This window comes from Kitasatospora sp. NPDC101157 (assembly GCF_044768255.1).
Lineage (GTDB): Bacteria > Actinomycetota > Actinomycetes > Streptomycetales > Streptomycetaceae > Kitasatospora.
This window is the reverse complement of the sequence record NZ_JBIWPL010000010.1, coordinates 59,095-77,420: the sequence shown is the minus strand read 5'-3', so window position 1 is coordinate 77,420 and position 18,326 is coordinate 59,095. Positions and strand designations below refer to the sequence as shown.

15 protein-coding genes, 1 tRNA gene and 1 riboswitch are annotated in these 18,326 nt (G+C 74.0%); of the genes, 5 read left to right on the top strand and 11 right to left on the bottom strand.

The window, feature by feature from the left end:
* Positions 1 to 15 precede the first annotated feature (15 nt).
* The 3 genes from ACIRVF_RS21195 to ACIRVF_RS21185 all read right to left on the bottom strand — a co-directional run bounded on the left by ACIRVF_RS21195 (position 16) and on the right by ACIRVF_RS21185 (position 3,920).
* Complete coding sequence (locus ACIRVF_RS21195) at positions 16 to 1,407, bottom strand: glycosyltransferase 87 family protein (RefSeq protein WP_402819779.1); 1,392 nt, start codon at positions 1,405 to 1,407, stop codon at positions 16 to 18.
* A gap of 333 nt (positions 1,408 to 1,740) precedes the next feature.
* Positions 1,741 to 3,198: a sensor histidine kinase gene (locus ACIRVF_RS21190; RefSeq protein ID WP_402820210.1), complete on the bottom strand. Its 1,458-nt coding sequence runs from the start codon at positions 3,196 to 3,198 to the stop codon at positions 1,741 to 1,743.
* A gap of 17 nt (positions 3,199 to 3,215) precedes the next feature.
* Positions 3,216 to 3,920 (bottom strand): response regulator transcription factor, encoded by a 705-nt coding sequence (locus ACIRVF_RS21185; RefSeq protein WP_402819776.1) that lies wholly within the window; start codon positions 3,918 to 3,920, stop codon positions 3,216 to 3,218.
* A gap of 145 nt (positions 3,921 to 4,065) precedes the next feature.
* On the opposite strand from ACIRVF_RS21185, the gene ACIRVF_RS21180 reads away from it, so the two are divergent.
* Together ACIRVF_RS21180 and ACIRVF_RS21175 are read left to right on the top strand one after the other, a co-directional pair.
* The gene (locus tag ACIRVF_RS21180; protein ID WP_402819773.1) at positions 4,066 to 4,614 is read left to right on the top strand and encodes a hypothetical protein; all 549 of its coding nucleotides are present in this window, start codon (positions 4,066 to 4,068) and stop codon (positions 4,612 to 4,614) included.
* A 170-nt stretch (positions 4,615 to 4,784) separates the two neighbouring features.
* A complete protein-coding gene (locus tag ACIRVF_RS21175) occupies positions 4,785 to 5,342 on the top strand; it encodes an Lrp/AsnC family transcriptional regulator (protein ID WP_402819770.1) in 558 nt (185 codons plus the stop codon).
* Positions 5,343 to 5,357: 15 nt separating this feature from the next.
* On the opposite strand, the gene ACIRVF_RS21170 is transcribed toward ACIRVF_RS21175, so the two are convergent.
* The 3 genes from ACIRVF_RS21170 to ACIRVF_RS21160 all read right to left on the bottom strand — a co-directional run bounded on the left by ACIRVF_RS21170 (position 5,358) and on the right by ACIRVF_RS21160 (position 9,071).
* Entirely contained in the window at positions 5,358 to 6,164 is an 807-nt protein-coding gene (locus ACIRVF_RS21170; RefSeq protein ID WP_402819767.1) for a S16 family serine protease, read from the bottom strand.
* A gap of 51 nt (positions 6,165 to 6,215) precedes the next feature.
* Positions 6,216 to 6,866: an IclR family transcriptional regulator gene (locus ACIRVF_RS21165; protein ID WP_030284022.1), complete on the bottom strand. Its 651-nt coding sequence runs from the start codon at positions 6,864 to 6,866 to the stop codon at positions 6,216 to 6,218.
* 372 nt (positions 6,867 to 7,238) lie between these two features.
* The gene (locus ACIRVF_RS21160) at positions 7,239 to 9,071 is read right to left on the bottom strand and encodes a DEAD/DEAH box helicase (protein ID WP_402820207.1); all 1,833 of its coding nucleotides are present in this window, start codon (positions 9,069 to 9,071) and stop codon (positions 7,239 to 7,241) included.
* Positions 9,072 to 9,378: 307 nt separating this feature from the next.
* Between ACIRVF_RS21160 and ACIRVF_RS21155 the strand changes: the two genes are divergently transcribed.
* Complete coding sequence (locus ACIRVF_RS21155) at positions 9,379 to 9,807, top strand: SsgA family sporulation/cell division regulator (RefSeq protein ID WP_402819763.1); 429 nt, start codon at positions 9,379 to 9,381, stop codon at positions 9,805 to 9,807.
* 71 nt (positions 9,808 to 9,878) lie between these two features.
* Here the strand turns inward: ACIRVF_RS21155 and ACIRVF_RS21150 are convergent, their stop codons facing one another.
* The 3 genes from ACIRVF_RS21150 to ACIRVF_RS21140 are packed head-to-tail and all read right to left on the bottom strand — an operon-like array spanning position 9,879 to position 14,373.
* Positions 9,879 to 12,419, bottom strand: a complete 2,541-nt coding sequence (locus ACIRVF_RS21150) for a bifunctional lysylphosphatidylglycerol flippase/synthetase MprF (RefSeq protein WP_402819760.1) — start codon at positions 12,417 to 12,419, stop codon at positions 9,879 to 9,881.
* Positions 12,416 to 13,732, bottom strand: a complete 1,317-nt coding sequence (locus ACIRVF_RS21145) for an alpha/beta hydrolase (RefSeq protein ID WP_402819757.1) — start codon at positions 13,730 to 13,732, stop codon at positions 12,416 to 12,418. The genes ACIRVF_RS21150 and ACIRVF_RS21145 overlap by 4 nt, the downstream gene beginning before the upstream one ends.
* Entirely contained in the window at positions 13,729 to 14,373 is a 645-nt protein-coding gene (locus tag ACIRVF_RS21140; RefSeq protein ID WP_402819754.1) for a class F sortase, read from the bottom strand. The genes ACIRVF_RS21145 and ACIRVF_RS21140 overlap by 4 nt, the downstream gene beginning before the upstream one ends.
* Before the next feature lie 455 nt (positions 14,374 to 14,828).
* Between ACIRVF_RS21140 and ACIRVF_RS21135 the strand changes: the two genes are divergently transcribed.
* Positions 14,829 to 16,139 (top strand): hypothetical protein, encoded by a 1,311-nt coding sequence (locus ACIRVF_RS21135; protein ID WP_402819751.1) that lies wholly within the window; start codon positions 14,829 to 14,831, stop codon positions 16,137 to 16,139.
* Positions 16,140 to 16,157: 18 nt separating this feature from the next.
* Here the strand turns inward: ACIRVF_RS21135 and ACIRVF_RS21130 are convergent, their stop codons facing one another.
* Both ACIRVF_RS21130 and ACIRVF_RS21125 read right to left on the bottom strand, forming a co-directional pair.
* Positions 16,158 to 17,597 carry an MFS transporter gene (locus ACIRVF_RS21130; RefSeq protein ID WP_402819748.1) on the bottom strand — a complete coding sequence of 480 codons (1,440 nt, stop codon included), beginning with the start codon at positions 17,595 to 17,597 and terminating at the stop codon, positions 16,158 to 16,160.
* A 94-nt stretch (positions 17,598 to 17,691) separates the two neighbouring features.
* Complete coding sequence (locus tag ACIRVF_RS21125; protein ID WP_402819745.1) at positions 17,692 to 18,006, bottom strand: DMT family transporter; 315 nt, start codon at positions 18,004 to 18,006, stop codon at positions 17,692 to 17,694.
* Between the two features lie 44 nt (positions 18,007 to 18,050).
* A riboswitch (guanidine-III (ykkC-III) riboswitch) is annotated at positions 18,051 to 18,116 on the bottom strand.
* Between the two features lie 83 nt (positions 18,117 to 18,199).
* Here ACIRVF_RS21125 and ACIRVF_RS21120 point away from each other — a divergent pair.
* Positions 18,200 to 18,271, top strand: a tRNA-Cys gene (locus ACIRVF_RS21120).
* The last annotated feature ends 55 nt before the right edge of the window (positions 18,272 to 18,326 follow it).

Here is an 18,326-nt window from a genome sequence, read left to right as displayed (position 1 = left end):
GGCGCCCCCGCCGGGTCAGCGGGCCGCGGGGGCCTGCTGACGACCGCGGGCGGCGTCGGGGCCGCCGCCGTCGCGCTGTCCGGGCAGCCGGACGAGGGGGGCACCGGCGGAGCGTCGCCGTGCCCTTATCCGGATGGCGGCGGCGAGCAGGAAGCAGAGTCCGACCCACGGATAGATCGAGGTGGGCAGCTGGCGCAGCGGTGACATGTGGAGGACGGCCGCACCGAGCGGCTTCGCCGCCCACATCGCGAAGGACAGGAAGGCGAGCAGGGTGGCCCAGAACGCGGCCCGCCAGCGCAGCCGGCGGACCGCGGCGGGGCGGGCGTGCTCGACCGAGGCCTCGGCGGCGAGCAGGACGAGCATCGGGACGCACCAGACCCAGTGGTGGGTCCAGCTGATCGGCGAGATCAGCACCGCTGTGACGGCCGCGACGCAGACGCCCCAGGCCTCGGACCGGGGCAGCCAGCGGCCGCTGCGGGCGGCCCAGGCCGCGACGGCGAGACCGGCGACGGCCACCACGCCGACCCCGAGGGTGGCGAGGATGCCGGGGTCCGGGGTGTGCAGCAGCCGGGCGAAGGCGCCGCGCAGCGACTGGTTGTCGACGATCTCGGTCTTGCCGACCCGGGACGAGTCGTAGAGGTACTTGGTCCAGAAGCCCCAGGTGGCGTCGGGCAGGAAGAGCGTGCCGATCAGGAAGGTGCCGAGGAAGGTGAGGCCGGCCGTGAAGGCGGCCCGGACCCGGCCGGTGATCAGCAGGTAGACCGCGAACAGGCCGGGGGTGAGCTTGATGCCGGCGGCGATGCCGATCGCCAGGCCCTTGCTGCGGCGCCCGTCCGACCGGGTGAGGTCCCAGAGGATCAGGCAGCCGAGCGCGAGGTTGATCTGGCCGTACCGGAGCGTGGTGAAGACGGGTTCGAGCCAGACGCCGAGGCCGGTGACCAGGACCACGCCGATCGGCCGCAGCTCGCGGCGTGGCCAGCCCACCAGCTTGAAGGACAGGTGGGCCATCAGGGCGAGCAGCACGAGGTTGCCGAGAGTGATCGCCACCCGGAGGAAGGCGATCGGGAACCAGGTGGTCGGGACGAACAGCATGGCCGCGAACGGGGGGTAGGTCGCGGGCAGGTTCCACTCGGTGACGCGCAGCGCGTAGAGGTCGTTGCCCTGGGCGACGGCGGCGCCCTCCGCACGGTAGACGATCATGTCGACCATCGAGGTGTGCACGAAGTGGCGCACCACTGCGTATGCGACCAGTGACAGCAGTGCCAAGGACGCGGCGACCAGCATCGGACGGCGGGGGGCCTCGCGCAGCGCGCGCACGGGGGCACCGAGCCCGCTCCGCAGCCGGTCGGACAGGGAGGCGGGCGGTGGGGCGGGTACGGCCCGCACCGGGCTGTGCTCGTCTTGCACCGCTGTCACTGTCCACTCCGTCCACCGCTCGGCCAACCAGCGACGATACCGGATGCGACCCGCCCCGTCCTGGGCACGATCGACTACGCAAAGTGACGAAAGTGCCCCGGCCGCCCGTGCTCGGCTGCGGACTGAGCACGGACGGCCAGGGCTGTCGAGGCGGCCCGGAGAGGGGGCGGAGCGGGCACGGACCGACGGCGGGGGCCCTGCGGAACGGACCCGCCCGACCGACGTTAGCCGCGCCCGGGGCCCGGATCGACGGGCTGAGCGAGGGATGGACCTCCCTTAGGCCTCCGTTGAGGAACAGCCCGGACGGCCGCTCCCGGTCCGCCGTCATTTCGGGATCGCCACGCCCCGGATCCGCCGCCGTCCGGCCCGGGCGGGCGAGGCCTCCTCCGGGCGGGTGCGCAGCCGCAGCCGGGTCTCGGCGCCGCCGAGCACGGCGGAGCGGCCGAGCGCGACGTCCCCGCCGGTGGACTCGGCGAGCTTGCGGACGATGTCCAGCCCGAGGCCGGTGGACCCCTCCCCGCCGTGGCCCTCGCCGCGCTTGAGGGCGGCGGCCGGGTCGCTGTAACCGGGGCCGGCGTCGCCGACCAGCACGATCACCGAGCCGTCGGTGGCCAGGACGTCGACCGAGAAGGCGGTGCCGACGGCGGTGTGCCGGAAGACGTTGCCGAGCAGCGCGTCGACGGCGGCGGCCAGGTCGCCGCGCTGGACCGGTACCGGCGCGGGGCGCCCGGCGCCGGCCAGCTGCCAGCGGCGGCCCTCGTCCTCGGCGAGCGCGGACCAGAAGCCGACCCGCTCGCGGATCACCTCGGCGGCGTCGCAGCCGACCGCGACGGCGGGCGCGTCCTCGGGGGCGCGGCGGGCGGAGCGGATGATCTGGTCGACCTCGCGTTCGAGCTGGGCCACCGCGTGCCGGGTGGCGTCGGCCGCGTCGCCGTTGCCGAGCGAGGCGGCGTTGAGGCGCAGCACGGTCAGCGGGGTGCGCAGCCGGTGCGACAGGTCGGCAGCCAACTCTCGTTCTGCGGCGAGGAGTTGTACGACCCGGTCGGCCATGGTGTTGAACGCGTGGGCGGCTTCGCGCAGTTCCTCGGGGCTGCCGTCGACCTGCTTGCCCTCCACCGGGACGCGCACCGCGAGGTTCCCGGCGCCGAGCGAGCGGGCGGCGGCGGCGAGCCGGCGGGCGGAGGCGACGATCCGGCCGCCCATCCGGTCGGCGACCAGCACCGAGATGGCGACCAGGCCGAGCGCGACCGCGGAGAGCACCAGCCAGGCGGTGGAGACGCCCCGGGTGAGGTCGCTCTCGGCGACGAACACCTCGACCACGGCCGTCCGGCCGGTGTCCACCGCGACCGGCTGGAGCAGCGCGTAGCCGCCGGGGACGGCGACGGTGAAGGCCCGGCCCTGGCCGCCCGCCGTGGCCACGTCCGCCGCGGCGGCCCGCCCCTCCCCGATGGTCGGCCCGCCCGGCGCCTCGGTGTCGGCTCCCCCGGCACCCGTCGCTCCGGCTCCGCCCGCCCCCACCGCCCCCGCCGCCCCGGCCGGCACCGGCAGGTGCACCGCCATCCGTCCCTGCGCCCCCGCGTCGGTGCTGGCCAGCGCCCGGTCGATGGCGTCCTGGTCGGTGGTGATCGCCAGCGCCGGCCCGAGCGCCGCGGCCTGCCGTTCGGCGGCGGTGAACGCCCGGTCCCGGGCGGTCTGTTGGACCATCAGGCCGAGCGGGATGAGGAAGGCCAGCGCGACCATGGTGGTTCCGGCCACCGCGGCCCTGATCAGGGCCCAGCGCAGCGAGTGCGCGAACCGCTTCACGTCCGGTGCCCCGCGGGGCCCCCGGGGGCCTCCAGCCGGACCCCGACGCCCCGGACGGTGTGCAGGTAGCGGGGGCTGGAGGCGGTCTCGCCGAGTTTGCGGCGCAGCCAGGAGAGGTGGACGTCGATGGTCTGGTCGCCGCCGTAGGTCTGCTGCCAGACCTCGGCGAGGATCTCCTTGCGCGGCACCACCACCCCGGGCCGGGCCGCCAGGAAGGCCAGCAGGTCGAACTCACGCCGGGTCAGGTCGAGCACCCGCCCGTCCAGGACGGCCTCGCGCCGCTGGAGGTCGACGACCAGTCCGCCGACGCGCAGCAGCTGGGCGACGGGCGCTGCGCCGCCGCCGAGCCGGCGCAGCACGGCGGTCATCCGGGCGCTCAGGTGCTCACCGGAGAAAGGTTTCACCAGGTAGTCGTCGGCGCCGTCGTTGAGCAGCCGGACGATCTCCGCCTCGTCGTCCCGCGCGGTCGAGACGATCACCGGGACGTTGGTCAGGCCCCGGATCATCTTGAGCGCCTCGCTGCCGTCCAGGTCGGGCAGGCCCAGGTCCAGGATCACCAGGTCGCAGCCGACCTGCGCGACCTCCCGCAGCGCCTCCAGAGCCGTCCCCACGCTGCGGACCGCGTGACCGGTGTCGGTCAGATGGCGGATGAGCGCGGAACGTACGAAGGGGTCGTCCTCGACCACGAGCACTGTTGCCATGGCCCTGCACGGTACGCCATCCGCGGGCAGTGGTCTGTACCTCGGGGGCCGCTCGGGTAAGGGTCCGGACATTGTGCAACTGCCTTGCCGAACAGCGGGGGTGCCACTCTCCGCCGATCGGGAAATACGGCAGGATGTGCGGACGATGCGGAACGGACTGGTACAGCTCTGCGCCTGGGCGGCGGCCACCGGGGCGGCGGTGGCGCTGTCCTGGCTCGGCGTGCACGCGGTGCTCACCGGGGCCGCGTTCGAGCAGCCCACCGCGCTGCCGCTGCCCTCCCCGAAGGCCGGCGGCCCCCCGCTCAGCGCGACCGCCACCCCCGGCCCGGTGCCGACGGCGGACACCCCGACCCAGCCCGCGTCCCCCACCGCGACCGCGACCTCAGCGGCCACCACCGCCGCACGCACCCCGGCCACCACTCCGGCCACCACCCCGCCCGCCAGACGGCCGGCGCCCACCGCCACCACCACGTCCACGGTGCGCAGCTACCCCGTCCCCGGCGGCCGGGTCGCCCTGGACATCCGCGCCGACCGGGCCTCGCTGGTCTCCGCCACCCCGGACCCGGGCTGGCAGATGCAGGTGTGGAACGGTGACCAGTGGATGCGGGTGGACTTCACCAAGGACACCCAGGCCAACTCGGTCTTCGTCTACTGGAACGGCCACCCGCCGGTGGTGGAGACGGCGGTTCGCTGATCCGGCGCCGGTCCGGTCGCCGGCCGGCGAAGGGCTCGCACCCGGGCAGGTACGTCCGGCACGCCCCCGCGGGGCGCAACCGTTCCGTTTCGTCCTGGTCAAGCTGTGCCCCGGGGCGGGAGAATCGGCAGCACCGCCGTACAGAATGCCCACCGGAGGACGGAGCCGCGATGCCCCCCGCCCAGTCCCCGAGCTCCCCCGGCTCGCCCGACTCCCCCGCCCGGCAGGGCACTTCCACCACCCCGGCGGGCGGCGGGAACGACTCCATCGACGTCCTGGACGGCCGGCTGATCCGGCTGCTGGCGGAGGAGCCCAGGATCGGCGTGCTGGAGTGCTCGCGCCGGCTGCAGGTCGCCCGGGGCACGGTGCAGGCCCGGCTGGACCGGCTGCAGGCCAAGGGGGTGATCAGCGGCTTCGGCCCGGAGGTGGACCCGGCCGCGATCGGCTACCCGGTGACGGCCTTCGCCACCCTGGAGATCTCCCAGGGCCAGGGCGCGGACGTGCGGGCACACCTGGCGCGGGTGCCGGAGGTGCTGGAGCTGCACACCATCACCGGCATCGGGGACATGCTGGTGCGGATCGTGGCCCGGTCGAACGCGGACCTCCAGCGGGTGATCGACCGGGTGGTGGGCTTCGACGGGATCGTCCGCTCCTCCACCGCGATCGTGCTGGAGAACCCGGTGCCCTACCGGATCCTGCCGCTGGTGGACCAGGCCGCCGCCGAGTAGGGCCCCGGTCCGGGGTCAGCAGCTGGGGACGTCGCCGCCGCTCTTCAGCGCGTCCAGCGCCGCGACCGACTCGGCGAGCGTGCCCACCGGCACCAGCCGCAGCGTGCTGGGGGTGTTCACCTTGGCGTCCGTGCACTCCTCCTTGGGGACCAGGAAGACCGTCGCGCCGTCCCGGGCCGCCGCCTGGGTCTTCAGCGGGACGCCGCCGACCGGGCCGACGGTGCCGTCCTTGTCGATGGTGCCGGTGCCCGCGATCCTCAGCCCGCCGGTGAGGTCGCCGCCCTTGCCGTCGCCGGCCAGCTTGTCGACGATGCCCAGCGCCAGCATCTGCCCGGCGCTGGGGCCGCCCACGTCGCCGAGGTCGACCTTGACCTTCACCTGGTCCGGCGAGAGGTGGAGGTAGCCGAGGGCGGCCGCGGTGGCGCTGTCCTGCGACTGCGCCATCTGCTCGGCGGTCTCCTCGTTGGCCTTGGCCGGGCTGCTCTGCGGGTACACCACCTCGGTCGGCTGGACGGCCTCCTTGGGGTCGAACCAGGCCTGCAGCGAGCGCCACAGGGAGGTCCGCTGGTCCGCGTTGGTGGCCGTGATGGTGACCATCCGCAGCTCGCCCGTGGTGCTGCGCAGCGGCGCCCCGCTGATGGTGAGCACCGGCTTGTCCCGGTACGAGCCCAGGGTGTCCGCGGTCAGGCCCGGCCAGGTGACGGTGTACGGCAGCGGGACGAACGCCGCCACGCCGAACAGCGCGGCGATCAGCACCCCGCAGAGCGCGAGCGCGCGGATCCGCGGGGACGGCAGGGCCTTGGGCAGCTTGGTGTCGGACACAAAGGGAATCCAAACACACCCGGCGCCGTGATTCCCCACTGCCGCCGGGCGCTACCTCAGGGCGTCGGCGACCTCGGTGGCGGCCTCCACCACCCGGGGGCCGACCCGCTCGGGCACCAGCCCGTTGAGCATCACGACCCCGACGCTGCCCTCGATGCCGCTCAGCCCGAGCAGTGCTGCGGCGGCCCCGCTGGCCCCGGACTGCTCCTCCGCACGGGTGATGACGAAGCCCTGTTCGGGCCGGCGCTGGCTGGGGAAGGTGCGGGCCTCCAGGATCGCCCGGCCGGCCGCGCTCTCGGTGAGCGGGTGACGCAGTCCGGTGCGGTAGGCGACGTGGAAGTCGGTCCAGCTGGGCTCGACCACGGCCACGGCGAGCGCCTCGTTGCCGTCCACCAGGGTCAGGTGGGCGGTGGCGCCGAGGTCCTCGGCCAGGCTGCGCAGTGCGGGCAGCGCGGCCTCGCGCAGCAGCGGGTGCACCCGGTGGGCCAGTCGCAGCACGCCCAGGCCGACCCGGGCCCGGCCGCCGATGTCGCGGCGGACCAGGCCGTGCTGTTCCAGGGTGGCGAGCAGCCGGTAGACCACGGTGCGGTTGACGGCCAGCCGGGCGGCGAGCTCGGTGACGGTGAGCCCTCGCTCGGAGTCGGCGAGGAGCTTGAGGACGCGGACGCCGCGGTCCAGCGTCTGGGAGGTCTCGGCAGTCACGACGGGCGGTCCTTTCCGCGGCGCTCGCGGGGCGTGCGGCGCCGGGCCCGGGGGGAGGGGTCGCGCGCAGGTGGGGGTGGCCGCGCTCGGGCCGCGCGGCGTCGTCCTTGACGACCGCGCGGTCCTGCGGAGCCCGTCCCGCGGGGGTTGCCCGGCGGAAGAGCGTGGGGGAAAGGTAGTGAAGGAAGTCTCGCGACGGAAGTGGTTGTCCAAAATTCGGGCGCGATCGTCATCGCGACCGCCGCGAATTCGGGACGAACCGCACCATTTCGACGGCTCTGCCAGAGCGTCAGTTCGACGCCGGTCCGATGTCCGGACACGCCGGAACGGGCGGGTCCGGTGCGGACCCGCCCGGGACCGCCCGCCGGACCGTTACTTCGCCCACTCCCGGATCTTGGCGATCCGGGCCTTCAGCTGGTTGGCGGTGGCCTGCGCGGTGAGCGGCCCGCCGCACTGGCGGCGCAGCTCGTTGTGGATGGTGCCGTGCGGCTGGCTGGTGCGGTGGTGCCAGGCGGCCACCAGCGCGTTCAGCTCCTTGCGCAGCTCGCGCAGCTCCTGGTGGGTGACCACCGGCCGCTGCTCGGCCGGCAGCTCCAGCAGGTCGGCCTCCTCGGCGGGCTTGGTCCTGCTGCGCTGGATCTGCCGGTGCTGGCGCTTCTGCAGCAGCATCTGCACCTGGTCCGGCTCCAGCAGGCCCGGGATGCCGAGGTAGTCCTCCTCCTCCTCGCTCCCGGGGTGGGCCTGCATGCCGAACTCCATGGCGTTGTACAGCACCCGGTCGAAGACCGCCTCGGAGCCCAGCGCCTCGTAGGAGAACTCCTCGCCGCCCGCGCCGTCCGGCCCGTCGTTGGCCCGCTCGGCCTCGGCGAGCAGCCGGTCCTCCTCGTCGAAGAGGCCGTCGCCCTCCTTCTTCGGCCGGTCCAGCACGTGGTCGCGCTGGAGCTCCATCTCGTTGGCGAAGCCCAGCAGCATCGGGATGGTCGGCAGGAACACCGAGGCCGTCTCGCCGCGCTTGCGGGCACGCACGAAGCGGCCGACGGCCTGGGCGAAGAACAGCGGGGTGGAGATCGAGGTGGCGTACACCCCGACGCACAGCCGGGGCACGTCGACGCCCTCGGACACCATGCGGACGGCGACCATCCAACGCGAGGTGCCCGCAGCGTAGTCGGAGATCCGCTTCGAGGCCTCGGCCTCGTCGGAGAGCACCAGGGTGACCTTCTCGCCGCTGATCTCGCGCAGCATCTTGGCGTAGGCGCGGGCCACGTTCTGGTCGGTGGCGATCACCAGTCCGCCGGCGTCCGGGATGGCCTTGCGGACCTCGGTCAGCCGGCGGTCGGCGGCCTGGAGGACGGACGGGATCCACTCGCCCTGCGGGGACAGCGCGGTGCGCCAGGCCTGGGCGATCAGGTCCTTGGTCATCGGCTCGCCGAGCCGGGCCTCCAGCTCGTCGCCGGCCTTGGTGCGCCAGCGCATGTTGCCGCTGTAGCTGAGGAAGATCACCGGGCGGACGACGTGGTCGGCGAGCGCGTGCCCGTAGCCGTAGGTGTAGTCGGCGACGGACTTGCGGATGCCGTCGCTGCCCGCCTCGTACGCGACGAACGGGATCGGGTTGGTGTCCGAGCGGAACGGCGTCCCGGTCAGCGCCAGCCGGCGGGTGGCCGGCTCGAAGGCCTCGAAGCAGGCCTCGCCCCAGGACTTCGAGTCACCGGCGTGGTGGATCTCGTCCATGATCACGAGGGTCTTGCGGGCCTCGGTGCGGTTGCGGTGCAGCATCGGGTTGACGCCGACGCCCGCGTAGGTGACCACGATGCCGTGGTAGTCCCGGGAGAGCGGCCCCGAGGAGTACGCCGGGTCCAGCCGGATGCCTATCCGCGCGGCGGCCTCGGCCCACTGCTTCTTCAGGTGCTCGGTCGGCGCGACGACCGTCACCTGCTGCACCAGGTGGTTGTGCAGCAGGTACGAGGCCAGGGTGAGCGCGAAAGTGGTCTTGCCTGCGCCCGGGGTGGCGACCGCGAGGAAGTCGCGCGGCTGGGTCTCGATGTACTTGTCCAGCGCCCCCTGCTGCCAGGCCCGCAGCTTGCCCGCGGTGCCCCAGGGGGCACGGCCGGGGAAGGCCGGGGAGAGGTGGTGCGAGGCGGCGGGCGCGGCATGGCCGGCGGCCCGGACGGGCTCCTGCAGCTCCGGTGTGTCGGAGAACAGCGGCATCGAGGAGGCGGCGGCAGTACTCACGGTCTCCGAGGGGGATCATCGCAGGTCAGAGGCGGTTTTGCGGCCCCGTCCCGCGGTCGGGCGGCGATCGGACAACCCGCCCAGCGTACCGGTCCGGGGCTGTTCGGGCCTCCAGGCCGGGCTCCGCGCCGGACCCGGACGGCCGGAAACCGATGTGACGCAGGTCACAGTGCATCGCCCGCGGAACCGGGTAATCCCCGGTGCCCCCGGCACTCTCACCAGGGTGAGGCCGCGCCAACCCCACCTGCCGTCGCGCGGCCCCGCCGAACGAAGGGACCCACCCTTGTACTCCGCCGTCGAAGAGACCGTCCAGGCCCGGCTGATCCTCTCCCCGCACCGCTCCGCCCGGCTGCGCGTGGTGCTGTCCTACCTGCCGGAGGACCCGTTCGCGGTCCGGATGACGTTCCCCGCCGAGTTCTCGCTGGACGACGCCGTGGACGGCCCGAGCACCGAGGACGTCGTCTGGGTGTTCGCCCGCCGGCTGCTCTCCTCCGGCCTGGAGGTGCCGGCCGGCGTCGGCGACGTCCACGTCCGGCCCACGGCCGCCCGGAGCACCATGGTCGAGCTGCGGGCCCCCGAGGGCACCGCGCTGCTCCGGTTCGACACCGCCGACCTGCGGCGCTTCCTGTGGCGCAGCCGGCTGCTCGTCCCCGAGGGCGAGGAGCACCTGCACCTGGACGCCGACCGCGCGCTCGCCCAGCTGCTCGGCTGACGAGGCGCCGGCGTCCGGGAGCGCCCCGCCCTTACGGACGTCAGAGCCGGCCACCGCCGGTCGCCGGCGGCTCAGCCGGACAGCTTGCGCATCAGCCGGACCCCCTGCGCCGGCGTGAGGTGCGGCAGGTAGGCCTTGCCGATCGCCCTGGTGATGCCGGGCAGCGCGGCCGGGTCGGGGTAGGCCATGTACATCGGCCGGTACTCCGGCTGGAACTTCGCCTTGAACGCCAACAGCGAGCGGAAGCCGTACACCGGCTCCAGCGCCCTGCCCATCCAGTCCAGCGTCCGCTGCAGGCCGGTGGGCTCCTCGTCCTGCCTGGCGCGGGCCAGCGGCGCGCCCGACAGCGACAGGAAGCGCGCGCCCTCGGCCTTGAAGCCGAGCGCGGCCGAGGCGATCAGGAACTCGTTCACGCCGCGGAAGCCGTCCGAGCGCCGCCGCATGAAGTCCAGCGTCCAGCCGGCCGGCACGCCGTCCTCGTACACCGGCATCCAGCTGGTCAGCCCGTGCACCACCCGGTCGGCGTCCACCGCGACCAGCACCCGCACGTCCGGGTCGTCCAGCTCCTCCAGTCCGCCGAGGGTGAAGCCCATCTCGGGCAGGCCCTTCTCGGACACCCACTCCTCGGAGATCGCCCGGATCTGCTCCCGCAGGGCGAGCGGCGCCTCGTGGTACGTCCACCACTCAGCGGTGATGCCCTGCTTGCCGGCCTTGTTCAGGGCGGTGCGGATGTCCTGCCACTTGCGGCCGGTGAAGGCCAGCTCGGGCAGCGGCACCACGGTGTCCTCGGCGACCTGCACCGAGCGCCAGCCCAGCTGGGCGGCGGACGCCCTGGTCCCGGCGCCGACGCTGTAGAAGCACGGCGTCCAGCCCCGGGCGTCGCAGTAGCGGGCGAATCCGGCCACCGCCCGGGCCCGGTCCTCCGGGACGCCGAAGGGATCGCCGGTGGTCAGCGCCACGGTGCCGACCACCCGGTAGGCGACGGCCGCGCGGCCCTGCTCGTCGAACCAGTAGTGGTTGCCGTCCCAGGTGGTGATGAAGGACAGCGTCCCGCCGCCGTGCGCGGTGAGCAGAGCCCGCGCCCGGGCGGCCGCCTCCGCGTCGGCGTGCAGCATCGGACGGCGGAACGCCGACAGCAGCGCGCCCAGCGCGACCACCCAGAACGCCAGCCCGCAGTACGTCTCCAGGAACAGCGCCGTCGGGCCGACCGCGATCGGGTAGTCCGGCAGCAGGTCGTTGTAGGCGGGCGGCAGGAACTGGGCGGGCAGCCCGTTGGCCAGCCCTCGCAGGCCCGCGCCCGGCTCGAACTGCCCGGCCACCAGTCGCCCGAGGCCCACGTACGCCGCCGAGGCGGCCAGCGCGGCCCCGCCGACCACCAGGGCCAGTCGGCGCACCGCCCGGCCGGACAGCCGCAGCCGGAACCGCTGCCGGGTCGCCAGCAGCAGAGCAGTGGTCAGCAGCGGCAGCAGCATCGCCTCGACGAAGTACTGCACCATGTCCCCGCTGACCGGCCCGGCCTCGAAGTACAGCCAGGTCAGCAGCGCCGTCCAGAGCACTTCGGTGGCGACGCTGATCCGCCAGGCGAACCGCAGGCCCCGGCGCAGCCCCTCGGCGAGCACCAGCAGCAGCGCCGGGAACAGCGCAGCCATCAGGCGGCCCGGGGTGTCGAATATCCGCTCGACGGCGTGCGCCCGAGCGCAGTCGTGCGCCGAGACCGCGCAGAAGTCGGCCACCTCCTCCGGGCCGAGCCGGTGGGAGAAGTAGAGCTCGGAGAAGGCGTTGAAGGGGCCGCTGGCGTTGTCGTACAGCGAGGCGACCAGCGGCCCGCAGGCGGCGGCGACCAGGCAGAGCGCGACCAGCACCCGGGTCTCGGAGTGCGAGGAGCCGTGGCTGCGCGGGTACGGCCGGCCGCGGCTGAGCAGCGCGCCCACGCCGAGGCCGAGCAGCGCGGCGGCACACCGCTGGACGCTCTGCAGGTGGCCGACGTACAGCGTCATGACCAGCGGGACGAGCAGCACCAGCAGGTGCAGCCGGCGGCGCCAGAGCACGGTGAGCCGGTAGCCGAGCACCCCGGCGAGGGCGAACAGGCCGGCTCCGGGCCCGACCGAGGTCTGGTCGGCCACCGAGGCCGTCCACTGCTCGCCGACCAGGGAGCCGGCCTCGACCAGCCCGGTGCCCAGCAGGGTGCCCGCGACCTGCCCGCCGACCAGCACCGCGAGGGTGGGCAGCCGGCCGAGCCGGCGCTCGGCGGCCGGGCCGACCAGGAGCAGCAGCAGGCTGGTGAAGACGTACGCGCCGATGCCCGGGCACCACAGCAGCGAGCTGACCGGCGTCCACCAGCGGCCCTCGCCGAGCGTGGGCAGGCCGACGCCGGTACGGGAGAGCAGCGGCGCGGCGGGCCCGCCGGACAGGCTCCCGGTGGCGGCGCCGAGCACCCAGAGCCCGGCCAGCAGCGAGAGGGTCAGCGGCGCCGAGCGCAGCTGGTGGCCGAGTGCCCGGGCCGCCCGGCGGATCCGCTGGGGGCCGGCCTCCGGGGTGCGGGTGACCGGGGCGAGGTCGGCGCCCTGGTCCCGCTCGGCGGCGCGCGGCGGCGCGGCGAGGAGTCTGGTCACCGGATCAGTCCCGTCTGCTGGGCGAGCCAGGTCAGGTTCTGCTCGAAGGCCTGCCGGAACACCGTCCAGCTGTGCCCGCCGGGGATGGTCTGGTAGCCCACCTTCATGCCCGCCGCCTGTGCCGCCGCATGGATCTTCTCCTGTCCCGGCCGGAACCACGGGTCGTTGGCGCCGACCACGATCATGGCGGCGGTGTCGGGGTACTTCCTGCCGGCCATCAGGTGCACCGGGTCGACGGCGTCGAACGCCGCCTCGTCGCCGCCGAAGGCCTGGTCCACGGTCTCCTGGTGGGTGCCCAGGGTCGGCTCCTCCTGCCCGGAGATGTCCAGGAAGGTCCCGTACACGTCGGGCGCGTTGACGGCCAGCTGCAGGGCGCAGGTCCCGCCGAGCGACAGCCCGCCGATGGCGAGTGCGCCGCGGCCGGTGGCGGTCTGCAGGTTGCGGTGGATCCAGTCCGGGACGTCGACGCCGAGGTAGGTCTGGGACTTGGCGATCCGGGAGTCCATGCAGAGCGGGTTGGCGAAGTTGCCGCCGGTCTGGTCGACGACCAGCACGATCGGCGCGAGGCCCTGGTGCTCGGCGGCGAAGGCGTCCAGGCTCTCCCGGATGGCGCCGGAGTTGACCCAGTCCTCCGGCGCGCCGGGCTGACCGGGCATCAGCACCACGACGGGCAGCAGTGGCCGGGGGTTGGCCCGGTAGGCGGGCGGCAGGTAGACGTAGCCGGGGCGGGGACTGAAGCCGGACCTGGTGCCGGGGACGGTCACGGTGGAGAGGGTGCCCTTGGCCGGCAGCCCGGCCGGCGGGTGCCAGAGCTCGGAGAGCGGGCGGCCCGGCGAGCCCTGCACCACGGCGGCGGCCCGTCCCGTCGTCAGTTCGTCGGTGCGCGGCGCCAGCATGGCCCGGGCGGTCGGGTACTGGTCGAAGCCCCGGTTGACCTGCGAGGCGGCCATCACCACCACCAGGGTGAGGCCGCCGACGGCCAGGAACCTGCGGCGGGTGGGCAGCAGCGGCGCCCGGAAGCAGAGCAGGGCGACGGCGAACAGCGCGACGGCCGTCCAGCGCAGGACGAAGTCCGGGGTGCCCTCCGGGAACGGGTGCCACCAGTCGTCGACGACGACCTTCACCAGGACGGTCAGCACGGCGCCCAGCAGCAGCGCCCCGAGGATGCGCGGGGCGCGCCAGCGCTCGTGCCGGGACACCGCCAGCAGGGCGAGCGCGACCCAGCCCGCGGCGAGCAACGCGTACGGGACGGGACCGTGGGTGAGCGGCCAGTCGATCGGGTTCCAGCGGGTGGCGAGGGTGAGCGTGCTCATGCGGCTTTGCCCGGCGCTCTGGTGTCGGCCAGGAATCCGTAGGCCACGACGTTGCCCTCGTAGCCGTGTTCCTCGCTGTACGCGCCGCCGCAGGTGATCACCCGCAGTTGTGCGTCGGCGGCCTGGCGGTAGACCCGGTCGTCCGGGAAGTCCTTTCGGTCGTGCACTTCGATGGCGTACAGCTGGTAGACGGCGGTGGCACCGTCGGCCCGGATGATCTCGATCCGGTCGCCCCGGCGGAGCGCTCCCAGGTGGTAGAAGACGGCCGGCCCGGACCCGTTGTCGACGTGCCCCGCCAGGATGGCGGTGCCGCGCTGGCCGGGGCTGGCGCCGCCGCGGTACCAGCCCGCGAGGTTGCGGTCGGCCGCGGGCGGGGCCTGGAGGTGGCCGTCCAGGTCCAGGCCCAGCTCGGTGACCGGGGCGTCCAGCCGCACGGACGGGATGCGGATCCTGGTCGGGGCCGACGGGCCGAGCGGCGGGACGACCGAGACCGGGGCGAAGCCGGACAGCGCCTGCCCGGTGCCGGGCGCGGGCGGCAGGACGACCGAGCCGCCGCCGTGCAGCAGCCAGGCGCCGAGCACCAACGCGGCACCGGCCGCCAGGGTGCCCGGCCAGGGGCTCCTGCTCCGCTGGACGCCCACGGGTGCTCCCCTCTGCCGCTCGGATCCCGTTCCTGAGAGTTTCCTGGGAACTCATTCAATCGGATCGGACCCTAAGGCACGTCCCCATCGCGGTCCTATCCGCACCCGCCGATCGGCAGGGTCGACGGCCCTGGTCCTGCGCTCGGCGAGGGCCCGGCGACCCAGCGTGACGGCGCTGTCCCGCGTACGGCCGCGGCGCTCACCACCCGTCGAACAGCATCGACGTCCCGGCCCGCCGGTGCGGTTGCGTCAATCGGGCGATCGATCACGACCGTTCGCTGCGCCTCTCGGACCGTTTCGGCCCTCATGGCATGCTGACCCGGTCACGGGCTCCATCCCCCTCCGGTCGGACCGGACTTCCGCACGCCGCACGCCTGCCGCGGGCCCGCCGCCCGCCCGCACGCACGCCGCACGCACCCCCGTCGCCGGCACGCCGCACGCCTGCCGATCGCCTCATGAACGGAGTGACCATGGACGCGCTCTCCCGCCGAACCCTGCTGGCCGCCGGAGCGGTCACCGCCGCCACCCTGGCGGCGGGCTGCGGCAGTGACCGGGCCGGCGGGGGCGGGGAGCACAAGGCCGGCAACGCGGTCCCGGTCGCCCCGAAGCCCGGCGACCAGAGCGCCACCCCGGCCCCGGCCCCGCAGAAGCCGCAGACCGTGCTGATCGGCGACGGCTCCACCTCGGACACCGGCCCCCAGCCGCACCAGCCCGTCGTCGAGCGGCTCCAGCCCGGCCAGCGGCCCCCGCAGTTCGTGGTCTTCTCCTGGGACGGCGCCGGCGAGCTCGACAACGGCCTGTTCGCCCGCTTCCGCCGGCTGGCCCGGGAGCACAACGCCTCGATGACCTTCTTCCTCAGCGGCCTCTACCTGCTGCCCGAGTCCAAGAAGGACCTGTACCGCCCGCCGCAGCACAAGGTCGGTGCCTCCGAGATCGGCTACCTGAGCGACCAGCACATCCACGACACCCTGGAGAACGTGCACGCCGCCTGGCTGGAGGGCCACGAGATCGGCACCCACTTCAACGGCCACTTCTGCGGCTCCACCGGGGTCGGCCAGTGGTCCCCGGAGGAGTGGGACAGCGAGATCCAGCAGGCGATGGACTTCGTGACGAACTGGCGCACCAACACCGGCTTCACCGACCTGCCGGCGCTGCCCTTCGACTACCGCAAGGAGCTGATCGGCAGCCGCACCCCCTGCCTGGAGGGCCAGCGCAACCTGCTGCCCACCGCGGTCAAGCGTGGCTGGCGCTACGACAGCAGCGGCAACGGCACCCAGGTGTGGCCGCAGAAGATCCAGGGCGGGGCCCTGTGGGACCTCCCGCTGCAGTCCATCCCCTTCCCCGGGCACACCTTCCAGGTGCTGTCGATGGACTACAACATCATGTTCAACCAGTGCGGCCCCAACACCAAGGCGGACCCGGCGCTCTACCCGGGCTTCCAGACCCAGGCCCGGGACTCCTACCTGATGGGCTTCGACCGCACCTACAACAGCAACCGGGCGCCGTACATCATCGGCAACCACTTCGAGGAGTGGAACGGCGGCATCTACATGAACGCCGTCGAGGACGCGCTCAAGTCGATCGCGGAGAGGCCCGAGGTCCGGCTGGTCTCCTTCCGCCAGCTGGTGGACTGGCTGGACGCCCAGGACCCGGCGGTGCTGCGCAAGCTGCAGAGCCTCGGCCCCGGCCAGTCCCCGGCCGGCGGGTGGGAGAACTTCCTCGGCACCCCGGCGGCGCCCCCGGTCCCCTCCCCCACCGCCGGCTGACCGCCGGGCGTCGGACGGTCAGGTCCGGGCCCGGACCCGGCCGGCGAGCAGCGCCCCCAGCACCGCCACCGAGGCCATCACCAGCAGGATCGCGGCGAAGGCGCCGGGCGAGGCCCCGGCCCCGGCGCCGTCGTGGGCGGCGGCGAGCGCGCCGCCGCCCAGCGCCGCGAACAGCACACCCGCCGCGCCGGTCAGCAGCACGTTGCCCAGCGCGTCGCTCATCTGCAGCGCGGCCGAGTTGGCCCCCGCGTCCTCGGGCGCCGAGAGCCGCATCATCAGCACGCTGACGCTGGCGACCGTCAGCCCCATCCCGACGCCGCCGACGCCCCAGGCCACCGACGCCGTCCAGGACGGCACCGCCGGGATCAGCACCAGCGCGGCGCCCGCGATCGCCACCGCGGTCAGCACGAAGCCGCCGCGGATCATCGCCCCGCGGTAGCGCTCCGCCCCCGGCCGCCCCTGCAGCCAGGAGCCCAGCGCCCAGGAGAGCCCGCCGCTGGTCAGGGTGAGCCCGGCCAGCGTCGGCGAGAAGTCGCGCTGGGTGGTCATCATCAACGGGATGAAGGCCTCGGCGGCGAAGAACGCCCCCGCCGCCACCCCGCGCAGCAGGATCACGGTCGGCAGCCCGCGCCCGGCACGCAGGGTCCGCTCGGGCAGCAGCCCGAGGACGGCCGGCACCAGCAGCGCCGCCCCGGCGATCCCGGGGAGCAGCCCGACCAGGTCGCGCCGCTGGCCCGCGTACTGCAGCAGTCCGGCGCCGACCGCGGCCATCGCGGCCAGCAGGGTGCGGCGGCGGTCGAAGTCCGCCCCCCGCGGCACCGGGTGCTCCCGCTCGGAACGCGCCAGCGCCGGGCCCATCACGCCCAGCGGCAGCAGGATCAGCACCGGCACGGCCAGGAACACCCAGCGCCAGCCGAGGTGCTGGGTGACGGCCCCGGAGACCAGCGGCCCGACGATCGAGGGCAGCACCCAGGCCGAGGAGAAGGCGGCGAACACCGACGGCCGCAGCCGCTCCGGGTAGGCCCGGCCGACCACCACGTACAGCGCGACGATCACCAGCCCGCCGCCCAGGCCCTGGATCGCCCGCCCGGCCACGAACACCCACATCCCGGGGGCCGTCCCGGCCACCACCAGGCCCGCGCCGAACACCGCGATGCCGGCGAACAGCGGCTGAAGCGGGCCACGCCGGTCGCACCACTGGCCGGAGACGACCAGGGCGAACAGCGTGGTGGTGAAGTAGCCGGAGAAGGCGAAGGCGTACAGCCCGAGGCCGTTCAGCTGGCGGGCCGCGGTCGGCATCGCGGTGTTGACGGCGGTCGCCTCGAAGGCGATCACCAGGACCACCGACACGATCCCCAGCGTCAGCGCGCGGTAGCGGCCGCTGAGGACCCCGCCGCCGGGGTCGGTTCCGGTGGGTATCGGGGCGGAGTCGACCGAGGTGGGGGAGGCAGTGGTCATACGTGACATCGTAAGGGCCGTCCGCTCTCGTGGCCCCTGACCAGAGTCGGTGACCGGATCGGTCCGCGGGCCTAGGACCGGTGGCCCCGGCGGGTCAGTGCAGCACCTTGAGCCCCACCACGCCGGAGACGATCAGCAGCAGGCAGCCGATCCGGGCCGCTGTCGCCGGGTCGCCCAGGACGGCCATGCCGTAGAGCGCGGTGCCGACCGCGCCGATGCCGACCCAGACGGCGTAGCCGGTGCCGATCGGGATGGTGCGCATCGCGTACGCCAGTCCGCCCATGCTGAGCAGCAGCGCGACGCCGAAGACGAGGCCGGGAACGAGTCGGGAGAAGCCCTTGGACGATTCCAGGGCCACCGCCCACACGGTCTCCAGGAGACCCGAGACGATCAGAACGAGCCAAGCCATGACGGCCGTACCTCCGCAGTCCACAGCGGCCGGATTGCCGCTGAACTGCGTCGTCTTGTCGTCACCGGGTACGACGCGCTCGTCCGGGGTGGCGGGAAGGCAGCCACCGCCTCCGACGGTAGCACGGATTGACACACGGAATTCACACGAGTTCATTGACCCCATTCCGGGGATCGGCCATCCTGAATTCACTGGCCGTGTGCCCGAGTGGCTCAGGGAACCGTCTGCAAAGCGGTGTACGCGGGTTCAATTCCCGCCACGGCCTCGAAAAAGGGAATTACCGGTCGGCCCGAAAAGGTCGACCGGCAATTCCGCGTTCT

Excerpts from the sequence above, each read along its gene's own strand:
- ACIRVF_RS21160 (WP_402820207.1), bottom strand. The coding sequence starts at position 9,071 with ATGCCGCTGTTCTCCGACACACCGGAGCTGCAGGAGCCCGTCCGGGCC.
- ACIRVF_RS21145 (WP_402819757.1), bottom strand. The coding sequence starts at position 13,732 with ATGAGCACGCTCACCCTCGCCACCCGCTGGAACCCGATCGACTGGCCG.
- ACIRVF_RS21130 (WP_402819748.1), bottom strand. The coding sequence starts at position 17,597 with ATGACCACTGCCTCCCCCACCTCGGTCGACTCCGCCCCGATACCCACC.
- ACIRVF_RS21180 (WP_402819773.1), top strand. The coding sequence starts at position 4,066 with ATGCGGAACGGACTGGTACAGCTCTGCGCCTGGGCGGCGGCCACCGGG.
- ACIRVF_RS21125 (WP_402819745.1), bottom strand. The coding sequence starts at position 18,006 with ATGGCTTGGCTCGTTCTGATCGTCTCGGGTCTCCTGGAGACCGTGTGG.
- ACIRVF_RS21135 (WP_402819751.1), top strand. The coding sequence starts at position 14,829 with ATGAACGGAGTGACCATGGACGCGCTCTCCCGCCGAACCCTGCTGGCC.
- ACIRVF_RS21185 (WP_402819776.1), bottom strand. The coding sequence starts at position 3,920 with ATGGCAACAGTGCTCGTGGTCGAGGACGACCCCTTCGTACGTTCCGCG.
- ACIRVF_RS21175 (WP_402819770.1), top strand. The coding sequence starts at position 4,785 with ATGCCCCCCGCCCAGTCCCCGAGCTCCCCCGGCTCGCCCGACTCCCCC.